Origin of the sequence: Amycolatopsis sp. lyj-84, from assembly GCF_046549075.1 — a bacterium.
Taxonomy (GTDB): Bacteria; Actinomycetota; Actinomycetes; order Mycobacteriales; family Pseudonocardiaceae; genus Amycolatopsis.
This window is the reverse complement of record NZ_JAJPWO010000001.1, coordinates 392,897-406,846: the sequence shown is the minus strand read 5'-3', so window position 1 is coordinate 406,846 and position 13,950 is coordinate 392,897. Positions and strand designations below refer to the sequence as shown.

Below are 13,950 nucleotides of genomic sequence, written 5' to 3'. Positions count from 1 at the left end.
CCCGTGCGGTTCGACCGCTTCGAAGAATAGACTTGAGTGGTCGAACAGGGGGTGGTGACCTTTCCGGAAGAGTCGCAAAAAAACCAGTGGGTGGCCGTTCTGCTCGTGACCGGAATCGTCCTGGGGTTCATCGCGGCTTTCGCCGGGCGGTGGACCGCCGAGGGAATGGCCGGTACGTACGACTTGCGCGCGGTGATCTCGGTAGCGGATTCCACGACCACCGAAGGGCAGAATGGCCCGCACACCACTCACGAGATCGTCGCCGTCGCCGAAAACGGCCGCGCCGTCGAACTGCCGACGGGGGAAGCGTTCGGTCTCGCGGAGCCGGTGGTCGTCCGGCTTTCTTCACTGACGGACCGGGTGTTGTCCGTGCGCGGGGCCGACGAAGTCGTGGAGGCCCACCACCCGTGGGAGAAGATCACGGCGATGTCGATCGGCGGAGTGGTCTTGGTGCTCGGCGTCGCCGTGGCGTTCTCGGTGACGAGACCGGTGACCGTGCGGAAGTCGCTGTCTTTCCTGGCAGGGTTCGTCTTCGGCGCGTATGTCGTGCTGGCGCCGCTCGGTTTCGGCTGGACGGCGTACCGCGAGGCGGCCGATCCCGTTCCGAACCTGTGGGAATACCGCCGCGAGGCCTGGGGTCCGCCGCCGGTGATCGGCAAGGGACAGGCCGCGGTGTCGGGGGACTCGACCGTGCGTGTGCTCGACAGTCGAGCCGAGCCGCCCGAAGGCGCCGAGGCATGGCTGGGCGGATTCCACGTCCTCGTCTTGCGAGTCGAGGCGTCCCGCCTGGGAGACACGGCGCTGGAGCTGTCGGCCGACGAACATGGCGCCCCGCGGCGGGTCAAGGACTGCGCGGGCGCTCCCGGTGCTTTCGACGGCACCGCGGGTCTCGTCTGTTTCGTGGTCCCGTCCGGATATCAGCCGAAGTACCTTGTCGTCGGAGAACTCGACCGGGAAGTCCTGCTGACACTCCAGTGACTCGAGGAAGGAATTTAGTGCCGGGCAAACCGCAGAATTCCCAAGTTCTCTTTCGGGCGCTGCTGGCCGGGGTCCCGTACGTCTTCCTGCTGTGTGTCGCCTGGGGATACTTCGGTAACCACGTACGTGAAGTGAACACCGGTGAGGAAGTCGCGGTCACCGGGATCTCGGGGTGTACCGAGGAGGGGGCGCCGATGAGCGGTCAGATTCCCTACTGTTCGGGGGAGTGGCGGTTCGACGACGGGAGCACCGGTCGCGGGCGCATCGAGGGCGACAAGGCCGCGGAGGGCGACAGGATCTTCGCCGGGGACGGATTCGTCTACCGGTCGAAGTCCGCGCTGATCTGGAGGATGTCGATGGTCGGCCTGTTCGGCGTGGTGCTGCTGGGCCTGGCGATCGGCCTCGGCGTCCTGTACCGGCTGGACGCGGTCCGGCGGCGTCAGGAGGACTGACGCCGCCCGACGCTCAGACCCGCGTCGCTTCGATCTGCCGCTCGTCTTCGGTCGAACAGCTCGTCACTGGATCGTTCGGCCCGCTCCCGCACGTCCAAGCGCCGATCACCACCGGCCCGGGGCCCTGCGGCGAAGCGGCTTCGGCGGGGGTCAGCTTGGTGAAGTAGTCCGTGAGCACCTGTGTCGCTTCGGCGCAGTCGGTCTTCCCGTGGGCGACGACCTTGTTCTTCGCGCCCTGGAGCCCGGCGACCTCGCCGCACGGTGTTCCGGGCGGTGCCGGTGTGACGGCGGGGGAGGACGGGGCCTGTGCGGCCGACGGGGCGGGATCGGCGCCGCAGCCGCTCAGCAGGACGACGGCGAGCGCGGCGGGAAGTACGGCGAGGCTCTTCATGGGCCCTTCTTCTCGGGGATGGTTCATTCGACGGGGACGACGGCGGCGAACACGTTGTGGTCGCCCTTGCTGCAACTGGTGCCGCCCTGGGCGGCAGGTGCGCCGGAGACGCACAGCCACCCGTCGACGGTCTCGCTCACGGGCTCGTCCGAACCCGCGGACTGGCGGCCGGCGATCGCCTTGTGGAACGAGCCGACGATCCCGGTCGCGTCCGCACACGAGACGCCCGGTCCGTTGAGCACCTGAAGGGTCAGCCCGCTCGCCGCGGTGACCGTGCCACACGAACCCTGTACCGGTTCAGCGGGTTTCGGCTTGGGAGCGGGATTCGGGGCAGCGGACGAACTCGGCGCGGTCTGAGACGGGATCGGCGGTACCGGAGCGCTGGAGACGTTCGAAACGGGCGCGGGCGGTGAGACCGACATGGAGGTGACAGGCGGTGGCGGATCTTCGCCCGAACAGGCGGCGAGCGTTCCCGTGGCGGCACAGACCGCGATCAGGCGCCGCCACGTTCCCGTGGTCGTCGAGACGGGCAAGGCGATCCTTTCGTCGGCCGTTCCTGGCCTGCCCATTCTGACCTGGGCGAGCCCGATGCCGTGGCATTGAGCCACGTTCGATTCGCGGGAGGTTATCGCGCCGACGGCGCGACGGTACGCGAGGACCGCCCAATCACTGTCCATTGTGGACAATTAACATGCCGTTCACACCGTGACAACACCCTGCTGTCGTCGCGAACCGATCGGACGAATCCGGCGCCCGGGCGTTAACGCCGGGCCCTGTTCTGCCGAAAACAAAGGTAGCGCTCCGGCGTGTCCCAGTCCCCGTCACCGAAACCGTGAGAGCGATGAAGACCGACGAACAGAACGACCCCGCGTCATTCGAGGCCACCGCGCCGGCGAGCACGGAGCTGCCACCCACGGCACCGTGCACCGTCGTCTGGTGCGGCGGCCGCCCGTACGTCCTGGAAAGTTCCTCCGGGCACACCCGCTGGATGGGTACCGACTACCGGGGCAGGCCCGTGGCGCTGACCAGCGCGGACCTGCAACGCCGCGGCTGGAGCCACACCCGGGCCAGCTGACGCGGGAGGACCTGCCGCCGCTGGATAGGCTGAGCGGGTGAGTACGCCCCCCGAACCGAGCGTGACCAGCGAAGAGCCGTCTTTGCTGCGGCAGGCCCTGAACGTTCCCAACATGCTTTCGATCCTCCGGCTCGCCGGGGTGCCGGTCTTCCTGTGGCTGCTCCTCGGCCCGAAGGAGGACGGCTGGGCGTTCGCGCTGCTCGTGTTCAGCGCGCTCACCGACTGGCTCGACGGCAAACTCGCCCGCTGGCTCAACCAGATGTCGCGGCTCGGTCAACTGCTCGACCCCGCCGCGGACAGGCTCTACATCCTCGCGACCCTCATCGCCTTCCTGATCCGCGACATCGTCCCGTGGTGGGTGGTGGTCCCGCTGGTCGCCCGCGAGGCGGTGCTGGGGGTCTGCGTGCTGCTGCTGCGGCATCGCGGGTTCGCCCCGCCGGAGGTCACCTACATCGGCAAGGGCGCCACCTTCGTGCTGATGTACGCCTTCCCGTTCCTGCTGCTCACCCAAGGCGGATCCGACATCGCCGCGTTCGCGCGTCCGATCGGGTACGCCTTCACGGCGTGGGGTGCGGTCCTGTACGTCTATTCGGGCGTGTTGTACGTCGTCCAGACGGTGCGGGCCCTGCGATCCGCCGATCGCGGCTAGCTAGCGGGAGGCGCCGGGCGCGTGCCCCGGCGGGATGCGAAACTGCGCGCGTCGGTTTCGAGCGAGGGCATGAGAAAGGGGAGCGGCGTTGTCCACTCCAGAAGAACTGCGCTACACCGAGGAGCACGAGTGGGTCTCCGTACGCGACGGAGGGCTCGTGCGCGTGGGCATCACGGAGTACGCCCAGGACCAGCTCGGTGACGTGGTGTTCGTCGACCTCCCCGAGGTCGGCAAGCAGGTCGGCTCCGGCGACGCCTTCGGCGAGGTCGAGTCGACCAAGAGCGTTTCGGAGCTGTTCGCCCCGCTCGACGGCGAGGTGGTCGCGGTCAACGACGCGGTGGCCGAGTCGCCCGAACTGATCAACAGCGACCCCTATGGTGAGGGCTGGCTGGTCGAGCTCCGTCTCGACGACGCGAGCTCGGTCGATTCGCTGCTCGAGGCCGAGGCGTACCAGGCGCTGATCAAGGAATAGCCGCAGGCCGCGGCCCTCCCGCGAGAGTAGGGGGAGCCGCGGACCGGAGATTCGATCAGGCACGGTACGTTTGACCTCTGCACGTTCTTGAGTAGTGGCAACACACATGCGTTAGGAGAGCTCAGGTGAGCACGAACGACGGGCCCGGCGTTCCCCCGGAGCAGTCTCCGGAGCGGACTTCTGTCTTCCGGGCCGACTTCCTGGCCGACGTCGAAGGCACTGAGGCTCCTCCGGCTGCCGAGGCCCCCGTCCAGGGTGTGGACGCGCTGCCCGCGGGTTCCGCGCTGCTGGTCGTCAAGCGCGGCCCGAACGCGGGTTCGCGCTTCCTGCTGGACCGCGACACCACCAGTGCGGGACGGCACCCGGACAGCGACATCTTCCTCGACGACGTCACGGTTTCCCGGCGGCACGCCGAGTTCCGCCGTGAGGGTGGCGAGTTCGTCGTCATCGACGTCGGCAGCCTCAACGGCACCTACGTCAACCGCGAGCCGGTCGACCAGGCCGTCCTCGCCGGTGGCGACGAGGTGCAGATCGGCAAGTTCCGCCTGGTCTTCCTGACCGGCCCGGGTTCCGGGGGCCAGGGGGCACGGTGACGGCGGCCGGGCGGCCTGATCGGGATGCGTCGCAGCGCGATGGGTTGAGCATCGGGGCCGTGCTGGCACAACTGCGCGGCGACTTCCCCGACGTCACCATCTCCAAGATCCGGTTCCTCGAAGCGGAAGGTCTGGTCCAGCCGGGCCGGACCCCGTCGGGGTACAGGCAGTTCGCTCCGGCGGACGTGGAGCGCTTGCGATTCGTCCTGTCCGCCCAGCGGGATCACTACCTTCCGCTGAAGGTCATCAAGGAACAGCTCGACGCGGCGGATCAGGGTGCCGCGCCTTCGGCGGCGGCTCCCAAACCGCCGCGGAAACTCGTTTCGCTCGAGTCCCCGGGGGAAAACGGCGGACTGCCGTCCCCCGGGGACTTCGAGACCGATCGCGAGATCAGGCTGACCGAGGAAGATCTGCTCCGCCAGGCCGGCATCGACGCCGCCACCCTGGCTGAGCTGCGGCAATACGGTCTCGTCCGCCCAGGCGCGGCGGGGTTCTACGACCCCGACTCGGTCCTCGTGGCGAAGACCGTGAAAGCGATGACCGAATTCGGTATCGAGCCGAGACATCTGCGTGCCTTCCGGGCCGCGGCCGACCGCGAAGTCGGCCTGCTGGAGCAGATCGTGACCCCGGTGTATCGGCACCGTGACGAGGACGCCCAAGCGAGGGGCGACGAGGTCGTCCGCGAGCTCGCCGCACTGACCGTGGCGTTACATACGCTCTTGGTGAAGGCCGGAATACGCGCCGTCACGGGCGGCTGAGCGGCTCCGGGGACACAGGAACCCTTGTGAGGCCACTTGTCAATGACTGAATGTTCGGCACCCTATGCCGTACCGTGAGAGTCGGGTTTGCCACGGGCGAACCGAGAATGTCAGGACAGCGAGCACAGCGCTCGGAAGACGGGTAGCGTCGGGATCACCGTCGCTTGATCGTCGAGACAAGCGTTGCAGCCCGTGCGCACGAGAGGGAGGCGAAGCCCGATGAGCGAGATGCGCGTCGTCGGCGTGCGGGTGGAGCTACCCGCGAATCAGCCGATCTTGTTGCTACGGGAAACCGAAGGCGAGCGTTACCTGCCGATCTGGATCGGCTCGGTCGAGGCCACCGCCATCGCCTTGGAGCAGCAGGGAGTCCGCCCGGCCCGTCCGCTCACCCATGACCTGCTCAAGGAGGTCATCGGGGCGCTGGGCCGTGAGCTGGAGCAGGTCGTCATCACCGACTTGAAGGAAGGCACGTTCTTCGCGGAACTGGTCTTCGACGGGGACATCCGGGTTTCGGCGCGGCCGAGCGATTCGGTCGCCCTGGCGCTGCGGGTGGGGGTTCCGATCCACGCCGTGGACGCGGTGCTGGAGGAGGCGGGCCTCATCATTCCCGACGAGCAGGAGGACGAGGTCGAGAAGTTCCGCGAGTTCCTCGACTCCGTCTCGCCGGAGGACTTCCGCGGCGCGGACACTTAATCGCGCTAACCGGGATCGCGCTGCCAGGGCGCGCCTTGGCAGGTGAACTCGCGTTCTCCCGAAGGGCGCCCTGCCATCGCGATCCCGGGGCCTGTCGGCCAAAAGGCGCGCGACTTCAAAAGATCAAAAGACCTCGGTCACCTTCGTGGTGCTGCGTCAGGCGGGTCACTTTGGTGCGGCGGTGGCCCGCGTGAACAGGTCCGCCAGTTCCCGCCCGTACCGCTCCAGGTCCAGCTTCGGGTCGGCCGCGAACTTCGCGGCGACGCCGTCGATGGCCTGGGCGATCGACAGCGCCATCACGTCCGGCGCGAAGTCGCCGAAAGCGCCTTCTTGCTGTCCCTGTCGCAGCTGACGCTCGAGCCGGCCGGTGCGGAACTCTTCGACGATCGGCGCCGACATGAACCAGCCTTCGGCGTCCGATCCGCTCGAAGCCATCTCGACCATGACCCGCACCAGCTCCGGGTACGAGCCGAGGAACTCGATCTCCGCTTCGATGTAGCCGCGCAGCAGCCCGGCCCGGTCGGTCGTGCCCTGGATCCGCTCCTCGAGGAACTTGTCCTTCATCCCGGTCGCGGTGGTGACCACGGCCTGCATCAGGCCGGCCTTGTTGGTGAAGTGGTACGAGATGATCCGGGTGCTGGACAGCCCTGCCCGCTCCTTGATCTTCGCGAACGACGTCTTGTGGTAGCCGAGATCGGAGATCGTCGCGATCGTGGCGCCGACGATCTGGGCCCGCCGGGCGGCTTCGGTGACCGACAGCCCGAGCTCCGCCTGCACCTCTTGCATGGCGCTTTGGGTGGAAGGATTTACTTGCATGAGTAAAAATTAACACGGCTGAGTAAAACTGACAAGCGCGCGGCCGAACGGGGGACTGTTTCCGACAAGCCTCAAGAAGAGCTTGAGGTTGACCGCGCGTCGCGTTGACCGCCTTGCCGGACGCGCTTACCGTCAATGGAGGTAAATCGCCAAGGTGTGATTCGGATGTCTGGGGCATCCGTCTTGACGATGAACTCCGGTGCGGACTCACGTGGGTCCGCGCGGCTTTGTTCGCCGGCCGCCAGGTCGGGCGAGGGGAGGCATGGCGTGGTCGAGGCTGGTAGCCCTCAAGAGTCGCTCGTTCCGGTTGCTGACGGTGAGCAGGGCGAGCTGTTCCCCGACTCTTCCCTCCCGGACGAACTCGTCGGCTACCGCGGTCCCGCCGCCTGTCAGATCGCCGGGATCACGTACCGGCAGCTCGACTACTGGGCCCGCACGAAGCTGGTCGCACCGAGCATCCGCACGGCGCACGGATCCGGTTCGCAGCGGCTCTACTCGTTCAAGGACATCCTCGTCCTGAAGGTCGTCAAGCGGCTGCTGGACACAGGTGTCTCGTTGCAGAACATCAGGGTCGCCGTCGACCACCTGCGCTTGCGCGGTGTCCGCGATCTGGCCAAGGTCACCCTGTTCTCCGACGGCACCACCGTCTACGAGTGCACTTCGCCCGAAGAGATCGTCGATTTACTCCAGGGCGGGCAGGGCGTTTTCGGCATCGCGGTCAGCGGGGCGATGCAGGAGATCAGCGGGACCATCCACGAGTTCCCGGCCGAGCGGGCCGACGGCGGCGTGATCGAAACCGTCACGCCCGACGAGCTCACGCAGCGCCGTAACGCACGTCGCACCGGCTGATCATGAAGCCGCGCGAGCGGCAGGGTAGGCTCACTTCCGCGGTCGACGAATCCGCGCGGGAGAGACCGAGCCGATAACGGCCCGGCGCCGAAGGAGCAAGTCCTCCCCGGAACCTCTCAGGCACCCTGGACCGCGCGGACTAGACGCCTCTGGAAAGTGAATCGTCAGGTCACCACCTGGCGGCTCCGCCGACGGTGCAAGCCCGACTCAACCCACGGGCGAAACTCTCAGGCGCCCCCACGGGGGTACGGACAGAGTGGGGAGGGCCAGGGACAATCCGTCCCGGCCCCACCCCCGCGTCTTGGGAGGTCCCCGATGGAGCCTGATTCACTGGCCGCGCTCGAATCCGGAACCCCCTTCGCGGACCGGCACATCGGTCCCGGCGCGGAGGAACTCGCGCGCATCCTCGACGTCGTCGGCGTCGGTTCCCTCGACGAACTGGCCGAGCGCGCCGTCCCCGCGTCGCTCCGGGAATCCGCGACTCCGCTGGAGCTGCCTCCGCCCGCCACCGAGACGGCCGCGCTCGCCGAGCTCCGCGCGCTCGCCGCGCGCAACCGGCCGATGGTCCAGATGATCGGCCTCGGCTACCACGACACCGTCACCCCGCCGGTCATCCGCCGGAACGTGCTGGAAAGCCCGGCCTGGTACACCGCGTACACGCCGTATCAGCCGGAGATCTCGCAAGGCCGCCTCGAAGCGCTGCTCAACTTCCAGACCATGGTGGCCGACCTGACCGGCCTGCCGATCGCGAACGCTTCCATGCTGGACGAGGCGACCGCCGCGGCGGAGGCGATGACGCTGGTCCGCAGGGCGGGCAAGGCGAAATCGAACCGGTTCGTGGTCGACGAAGACACGCTGCCGCAGACGATCGAGGTCCTGCGCACCCGTGCTGAACCGCTCGGCATCGAGCTGGTGACCGCCGACCTGTCGCAGGGCATCACCGGACTCGGTCTCGGCGGCGACTTCTACGGAGTGCTGCTGTCCTATCCCGGCGCGTCCGGTGTCGTCCGCGAATGGGACCACACCATCGCCGAGGCCAAGGCGCTGGGCGCGGCCGTGGTGATGGCCGCGGATCCGCTGGCCTTGACCCTGCTGCGGTCGCCGGGCGAGCTCGGCGCCGACGTCGCGGTCGGATCGACGCAGCGATTCGGTGTCCCGATGGGTTTCGGCGGCCCGCACGCCGCGTACCTCGCCGTCCGGCAGGGGCTCGAACGTCAGTTGCCCGGCCGGCTCGTCGGAGTGTCGAAGGACGCCGACGGCGCCCCCGCGTACCGGCTCGCCCTGCAGACCCGTGAGCAGCACATCCGCCGGGAGAAGGCGACCAGCAACATCTGCACCGCACAGGTGCTCCTGGCCGTCATCGCTTCGATGTACGCGGTGTACCACGGTCCCGAAGGCCTGCGCGCCATCGCCAACCGCGCGCACCGGATGGCCACCGTGCTCGCGGCGGGGCTCGCCGAAAGCGGCGTGGACGTCGTGCACTGCGAGTTCTTCGACACCGTCATGGTCTCCGTCCCCGGCCGCGCGACCGGCGTCGTCGGCACCGCGAGGGAACTCGGTGTCAACCTCCGGCAGGTCGACGCGGACCACGTCGCCGTCGCCTGTGACGAGACGACCACCCGCGAGCATCTTTCCTTGGTGTGGAAAGCGTTCGGTGTCGCGGTGTCCGATGTGGACTCACTCGACGCGGACACCGCCGACGGTTTCCCGCCGGACCTGCGCCGCACCAGCGACTACCTGACGCATCCCGTCTTCCACACGCACCGCTCGGAAACGGCACTGCTGCGGTACCTGAGGGCGTTGTCCGACAAGGACGTCGCGCTCGACCGGAGCATGATCCCGCTCGGCTCGTGCACGATGAAACTCAACGCCACGGCCGAAATGGAGCCGATCACCTGGCCCGAGTTCGCCGGCCTGCACCCGTTCGCGCCCGCCGAGGACGCGGCCGGTCTGCTGTCCATCGTCAAGGATCTGGAACAGTGGCTGGCCGGGATCACCGGCTACGACGCGGTTTCCTTGCAGCCGAACGCCGGAAGCCAGGGCGAGTTCGCCGGATTGCTGGCGATCCGGGCCTACCATCGCGAACGCGGGAACGCGGCGAGGGACGTCTGCCTGATCCCGTCGAGCGCCCACGGGACCAACGCGGCCAGCGCGATCATGGCGGGGATGCGGGTGGTCGTCGTGAAATGCGACGACGAGGGGAACATCGACCTCGCCCACCTCAAGTCCACAGTGGACGAGCACGCGGACGACCTGGCCGCGATCATGATCACCTATCCCTCCACGCACGGCGTGTACGAGGACACCGTCCGCGAGGTCTGCGCGCTGGTGCACGACGCGGGCGGCCAGGTGTACGTCGACGGAGCGAACCTGAACGCGCTGATCGGGGTGGCGCAGTACGGCCGGTTCGGCGCCGATGTCTCCCATCTCAACCTGCACAAGACCTTCTGCATCCCGCACGGCGGCGGCGGACCGGGTATCGGCCCGATCGGCGTCCGCGCGCACCTGGCGCCGTACCTGCCGAACCACCCGCTGCAGCCGGACGCGGGCCCGGCCACCGGCGTGGGCCCGATCAGCGCCGCCCCGTGGGGAAGCGCGTCGATCCTGCCGATTTCCTGGGCTTATGTCCGGATGATGGGTGCCGGAGGCCTGAGGCGCGCGACGATGACCGCGGTCGCGAACGCCAACTACGTCGCCAAACGCCTCGCGGAGCACTACCCGGTGCTGTACTCCGGCCACGACGGTCTGGTCGCGCACGAATGCATCCTCGACCTCCGCGCGCTCACCAAGCGGACCGGCGTCACCGTCGACGACGTCGCCAAGCGGCTGGCCGACTACGGCCTCCACGCGCCGACGATGTCCTTCCCGGTCGCGGGCACGCTCATGGTCGAGCCCACCGAGAGCGAGGACCTCGGCGAACTCGACCGGTTCTGCGACGCGATGATCGCGATCCGCGGCGAGATCGAGAAGGTCGCGGCGGGGGAGTGGCCGGTGGCCGAGAGCCCGCTGCGGAACGCCCCGCACACCGCGCGCTGCCTCGCGGGCGAGTGGGATCGCCCGTACAGCAGGGAGATCGCGGTCTTCCCGGCCGGGTTCACGGCGTCGAAGATCTGGCCTCCGGTGCGGCGGATCGACGGGGCCGCGGGTGACCGCAACCTCGTCTGCTCCTGCCCGCCTCCGGAGGCCTTCGCCTGATCGTCAGCCGGGCATCTTGTCCAGAAAGCCCAGCACCTGCTTGATCCGCCCGTCCTCGACGGTGATGACGTCGAAGCCGATCGCCAGCGGTTCCGCCGCGCCGTCGGGGCCGAGGTACCACTGGAACCGCGCGATGTCGTGGTGCGCGTCGGGGGCCGCGGGCAGGCTGAACTTCAGACCGGCGAACTGGGCCTGCGCGCCGGCGATGAAGCCGTCGACACCGTCGTGACCGGTGACCGCGCCGAGCGGGTCGGTGTAGGCGGCGTCCTCGGTGAACACTTCGGCGATGAGCGCACGGCGCTGGTCCGCGTCGGTCTCGTTCCACACGGCGATGTACTGCTCGGCGACGCGCTGGATGTCCGACATGGTGTCCTCTTTCGTTGTGGGGTAACCGATGCCGCAACTCTGTCCGTCGAAGGTGGGTCACGTCGATTACGCGGGAGGTAATGGCGGCCCGGCGCACGTGGCCGTAAGTTCGTGATCGTGACGACCACAGTGATCGCGAGCCGCGCCGGCCGATCCGTCGGCGAACTGCTGCGGGAATGGCGTGATCGCCGCCGGATCAGCCAGCTCGACCTCGCCATCTCGGCGGAGATCTCGACCAGGCACCTGAGCTTCGTGGAGACCGGGCGGTCCAAGCCCAGCCGCGACATGGTGCTGAGGCTCGGCGAGCATCTGGAGGTGCCCTTGAGGGAACGCAATCAGCTGCTGCTGGCGGCGGGCTACGCGCCCGCGTACTCCGAGAGCGGGCTCGGCGACCCGGAAATGGCGGCGGTCCGCAAGGCTGTCCGGCAGTTGATGACGAGTCACGAGCCCTATCCGGCCGCCGTCGTCGATCGCGGCTGGAACCTGGTCGACGCCAACGCGAGTGTGTCGATCATGACCGACCTGGTCTCACCCACCTTGATGGCCCCGCCCGCCAACGTCCTCCGGCTGACACTGCATCCGGAAGGCATGGCGCCTTACGTGCTCAACCTGGGGGAGTGGCGTGCCCACCTGCTCGGCAGGCTGCGGCGCCAGGTCACCCAGACGGCGGACCCGGCGCTGACGGAGCTGCTGGAGGAACTGCTCACCTATCCGTGCGATGATCCCGTCCCCGAGGTGGAGGTTCCCGGCCCTGGCGACATCTTCGTCCCGCTGCGACTGCGGCACGAGGGCGTGGATCTCACGTTCTTCAGCACGGTCTCCACCTTCGGGACGCCGTTGGACATCACGGTCGCCGAGCTGATGATCGAGTCGTTCTTCCCGGCCGACACGGCCACGGCGGAGTACTTGCGCGCGTACGCCGGGCGCGGGGTGGGATGATGCCGGGCAAGAAGCCCAGCCACCGACTCCAGTGAGGATTTCCCTTCCATGGCCGTGCCTTCCGTCGTCCTGAACAACGAGGTAGCCATCCCCCAACTCGGTTTCGGCGTCTGGCAGGTGCCCGCGGGCGACACGGCCAAAGTCGTCCGTACCGCCATCGAAACCGGGTACCGCAGCATCGACACCGCCGCGTCGTACCGGAACGAAGCCGGTGTCGGCGAGGCGATCCGCTCGGCGGGCGTGCCGCGCGACGAACTGTTCATCACCACGAAACTGCCGAATCCGGGCCACGGGTACGACGAAGCGCTCCGGGCGTTCGACGCGAGTCTCGCGGAACTCGGCCTCGAGCACGTCGACCTCTATCTGATCCACTGGCCGATGCCGACGCGCGGCAAGTACGTCGAAACCTGGCGGGCGCTGGAAAAGCTCTACGCCGACGGCCGCGTGCGCGCCATCGGGGTGTCGAACTTCCACGTCCCGCATCTGCGGCGGCTGTTCGGCGAGACGGGGATCGTGCCCGCGGTCAACCAGGTCGAGCTGCACCCCCGGCTCCAGCAGAAGGCGCTGCGGGAGTTCCACGCCGAGCACGGGATCGTCACCGAGGCGTGGAGCCCGCTCGCGCAGGGATCGCTGCTTTCGGACGCGACCCTGACCGCCCTCGCGGCCAAATACGGCAAGAGCCCGGCGCAGCTGGTGCTGCGCTGGCATCTGCAGCTCGGCACCGTGGCCATCCCGAAATCCGTGACCCCGTCCCGGATCCGCGAGAACTTCGACGTCTTCGACTTCGAACTCGCCGAAGACGATCTCGCCGCGCTCGCCGAGTTCGACGACGGGACCCGCACCGGCCCCGACCCGGACACCTTCGACCTGGTCTGAGGACTCGTGAGTGGCGAGGACGGTTCTAACCAAACCGGGATTAGGACACACAAGCACCCATGTGGCCTAGCGGGGCGGGTTTGGCCAGTTCAAGCGCATGAAATGGACGAGGCAAGGCGGCGAGCAGGCCAAGTTCGTCTCGCCGCTTTCCTCGCTACTCCCCGGCCGCCCTCAGCGTCGCCTCGGCGTCGGCCTCGACCAGCTTCAGGATCTCGTTCGCCATCTTCGGGTGCATCCGCAGTGACGCTATGCCGTTGACGTTCTCGCGCTCGAACGGTAGATGGCCCTTCAGGTCCCGAGTCAGTGCGCCGAGCACGCCGGACGCCGTCGACCCGTTGATGTTCAGCCCGTCGCAGATCTCTTGCCAGGACACCCAGCGCGGCGGCGACGCCATCCCCGCATGCGCCAGCAGCTTGAGCAGCGCCCGCCGATGCGGGCTCTTGCCGGTCCGGTACGCCTTCGCCGCCAGCGCGGCTACATCGCTGACCTCCCCCTTAGAGGCGTCTTGTTTGACCGCTTCTTCGGTGTATCGAAGGGCGTGTTCGGCCATCGCGGTAACAGCCCATTCCGGCACTGTTGCTGTGAAGTTGACCCACTTTGTGTTTGACATCCCGCGCTCCTCTTGAAGACTCTAAGTCCCCCTTGAAGGGTAGGTTAATGGGGTCTTGGTGGTCAAGCAAGATTGGGCTTTCGCTCCGTCCACCCGGATTGAAGCGGTGCTCGCCTGGCGTTGTCCGGCAACCATCATTTCCTTGATCGCTCCCGAGGGACGTTTTACCTGATAGAGAGGCTAAAAGGCGGTTTCGCGGGACACTCCTTTCCGCCCCAGGGGTCTCCCTGGGCTAGGC

Annotated in this window: 18 protein-coding genes and 1 riboswitch; of the genes, 13 read left to right on the top strand and 5 right to left on the bottom strand. The window is 67.9% G+C overall.

Annotation, left to right across the window (positions count from 1 at the left end):
* Positions 1 to 90 precede the first annotated feature (90 nt).
* Both ACLJRM_RS02155 and ACLJRM_RS02150 read left to right on the top strand, forming a co-directional pair.
* Positions 91 to 978 carry a hypothetical protein gene (locus ACLJRM_RS02155; protein WP_410662069.1) on the top strand — a complete coding sequence of 296 codons (888 nt, stop codon included), beginning with the start codon at positions 91 to 93 and terminating at the stop codon, positions 976 to 978.
* A 194-nt stretch (positions 979 to 1,172) separates the two neighbouring features.
* A complete protein-coding gene (locus ACLJRM_RS02150) occupies positions 1,173 to 1,430 on the top strand; it encodes a hypothetical protein (RefSeq protein WP_410662068.1) in 258 nt (85 codons plus the stop codon).
* Between the two features lie 13 nt (positions 1,431 to 1,443).
* On the opposite strand, the gene ACLJRM_RS02145 is transcribed toward ACLJRM_RS02150, so the two are convergent.
* Positions 1,444 to 1,821, bottom strand: a complete 378-nt coding sequence (locus ACLJRM_RS02145) for a hypothetical protein (RefSeq protein WP_410662067.1) — start codon at positions 1,819 to 1,821, stop codon at positions 1,444 to 1,446.
* Between the two features lie 23 nt (positions 1,822 to 1,844).
* Entirely contained in the window at positions 1,845 to 2,243 is a 399-nt protein-coding gene (locus ACLJRM_RS02140; RefSeq protein WP_410662066.1) for a hypothetical protein, read from the bottom strand.
* Between ACLJRM_RS02140 and ACLJRM_RS02135 the strand changes: the two genes are divergently transcribed.
* The 7 genes from ACLJRM_RS02135 to ACLJRM_RS02105 all read left to right on the top strand — a co-directional run bounded on the left by ACLJRM_RS02135 (position 2,242) and on the right by ACLJRM_RS02105 (position 6,061).
* The gene (locus ACLJRM_RS02135; RefSeq protein WP_101607594.1) at positions 2,242 to 2,424 is read left to right on the top strand and encodes a hypothetical protein; all 183 of its coding nucleotides are present in this window, start codon (positions 2,242 to 2,244) and stop codon (positions 2,422 to 2,424) included. The genes ACLJRM_RS02140 and ACLJRM_RS02135 overlap by 2 nt on opposite strands.
* 238 nt (positions 2,425 to 2,662) lie before the next feature.
* Positions 2,663 to 2,896 carry a hypothetical protein gene (locus ACLJRM_RS02130; protein ID WP_168214312.1) on the top strand — a complete coding sequence of 78 codons (234 nt, stop codon included), beginning with the start codon at positions 2,663 to 2,665 and terminating at the stop codon, positions 2,894 to 2,896.
* Between the two features lie 37 nt (positions 2,897 to 2,933).
* On the top strand, positions 2,934 to 3,545 hold the full coding sequence (locus ACLJRM_RS02125; protein ID WP_101607595.1) for a CDP-alcohol phosphatidyltransferase family protein: 612 nt from the start codon (positions 2,934 to 2,936) through the stop codon (positions 3,543 to 3,545).
* 88 nt (positions 3,546 to 3,633) lie between these two features.
* Positions 3,634 to 4,017, top strand: a complete 384-nt coding sequence (gene gcvH, locus ACLJRM_RS02120) for a glycine cleavage system protein GcvH (RefSeq protein ID WP_101607596.1) — start codon at positions 3,634 to 3,636, stop codon at positions 4,015 to 4,017.
* A gap of 125 nt (positions 4,018 to 4,142) precedes the next feature.
* Positions 4,143 to 4,610, top strand: a complete 468-nt coding sequence (garA, locus tag ACLJRM_RS02115; RefSeq protein ID WP_016334077.1) for a glycogen accumulation regulator GarA — start codon at positions 4,143 to 4,145, stop codon at positions 4,608 to 4,610.
* Entirely contained in the window at positions 4,607 to 5,368 is a 762-nt protein-coding gene (locus tag ACLJRM_RS02110) for a MerR family transcriptional regulator (RefSeq protein ID WP_168214313.1), read from the top strand. The genes garA and ACLJRM_RS02110 overlap by 4 nt, the downstream gene beginning before the upstream one ends.
* 219 nt (positions 5,369 to 5,587) lie before the next feature.
* Positions 5,588 to 6,061 carry a bifunctional nuclease family protein gene (locus tag ACLJRM_RS02105; protein WP_005150031.1) on the top strand — a complete coding sequence of 158 codons (474 nt, stop codon included), beginning with the start codon at positions 5,588 to 5,590 and terminating at the stop codon, positions 6,059 to 6,061.
* 165 nt (positions 6,062 to 6,226) lie between these two features.
* Here the strand turns inward: ACLJRM_RS02105 and ACLJRM_RS02100 are convergent, their stop codons facing one another.
* On the bottom strand, positions 6,227 to 6,847 hold the full coding sequence (locus ACLJRM_RS02100; RefSeq protein WP_410662065.1) for a TetR/AcrR family transcriptional regulator: 621 nt from the start codon (positions 6,845 to 6,847) through the stop codon (positions 6,227 to 6,229).
* Positions 6,848 to 7,144: 297 nt separating this feature from the next.
* Between ACLJRM_RS02100 and ACLJRM_RS02095 the strand changes: the two genes are divergently transcribed.
* Together ACLJRM_RS02095 and gcvP are read left to right on the top strand one after the other, a co-directional pair.
* A complete protein-coding gene (locus ACLJRM_RS02095; protein ID WP_410662064.1) occupies positions 7,145 to 7,726 on the top strand; it encodes a MerR family transcriptional regulator in 582 nt (193 codons plus the stop codon).
* Between the two features lie 46 nt (positions 7,727 to 7,772).
* Positions 7,773 to 7,869, top strand: a riboswitch (glycine riboswitch).
* Between the two features lie 172 nt (positions 7,870 to 8,041).
* Positions 8,042 to 10,921, top strand: a complete 2,880-nt coding sequence (gene gcvP / locus ACLJRM_RS02090; protein ID WP_410662063.1) for an aminomethyl-transferring glycine dehydrogenase — start codon at positions 8,042 to 8,044, stop codon at positions 10,919 to 10,921.
* A 3-nt stretch (positions 10,922 to 10,924) separates the two neighbouring features.
* Here the strand turns inward: gcvP and ACLJRM_RS02085 are convergent, their stop codons facing one another.
* Positions 10,925 to 11,287 (bottom strand): nuclear transport factor 2 family protein, encoded by a 363-nt coding sequence (locus ACLJRM_RS02085; protein WP_101607600.1) that lies wholly within the window; start codon positions 11,285 to 11,287, stop codon positions 10,925 to 10,927.
* Positions 11,288 to 11,398: 111 nt separating this feature from the next.
* On the opposite strand from ACLJRM_RS02085, the gene ACLJRM_RS02080 reads away from it, so the two are divergent.
* Together ACLJRM_RS02080 and ACLJRM_RS02075 are read left to right on the top strand one after the other, a co-directional pair.
* Positions 11,399 to 12,226: a helix-turn-helix domain-containing protein gene (locus ACLJRM_RS02080; RefSeq protein ID WP_168214314.1), complete on the top strand. Its 828-nt coding sequence runs from the start codon at positions 11,399 to 11,401 to the stop codon at positions 12,224 to 12,226.
* A gap of 48 nt (positions 12,227 to 12,274) precedes the next feature.
* Complete coding sequence (locus tag ACLJRM_RS02075) at positions 12,275 to 13,102, top strand: aldo/keto reductase (protein ID WP_101607601.1); 828 nt, start codon at positions 12,275 to 12,277, stop codon at positions 13,100 to 13,102.
* Positions 13,103 to 13,256: 154 nt separating this feature from the next.
* Here ACLJRM_RS02075 and ACLJRM_RS02070 read toward each other — a convergent pair whose 3' ends face one another.
* A complete protein-coding gene (locus ACLJRM_RS02070) occupies positions 13,257 to 13,712 on the bottom strand; it encodes a hypothetical protein (RefSeq protein ID WP_410662062.1) in 456 nt (151 codons plus the stop codon).
* Between the last annotated feature and the right edge of the window lie 238 nt (positions 13,713 to 13,950).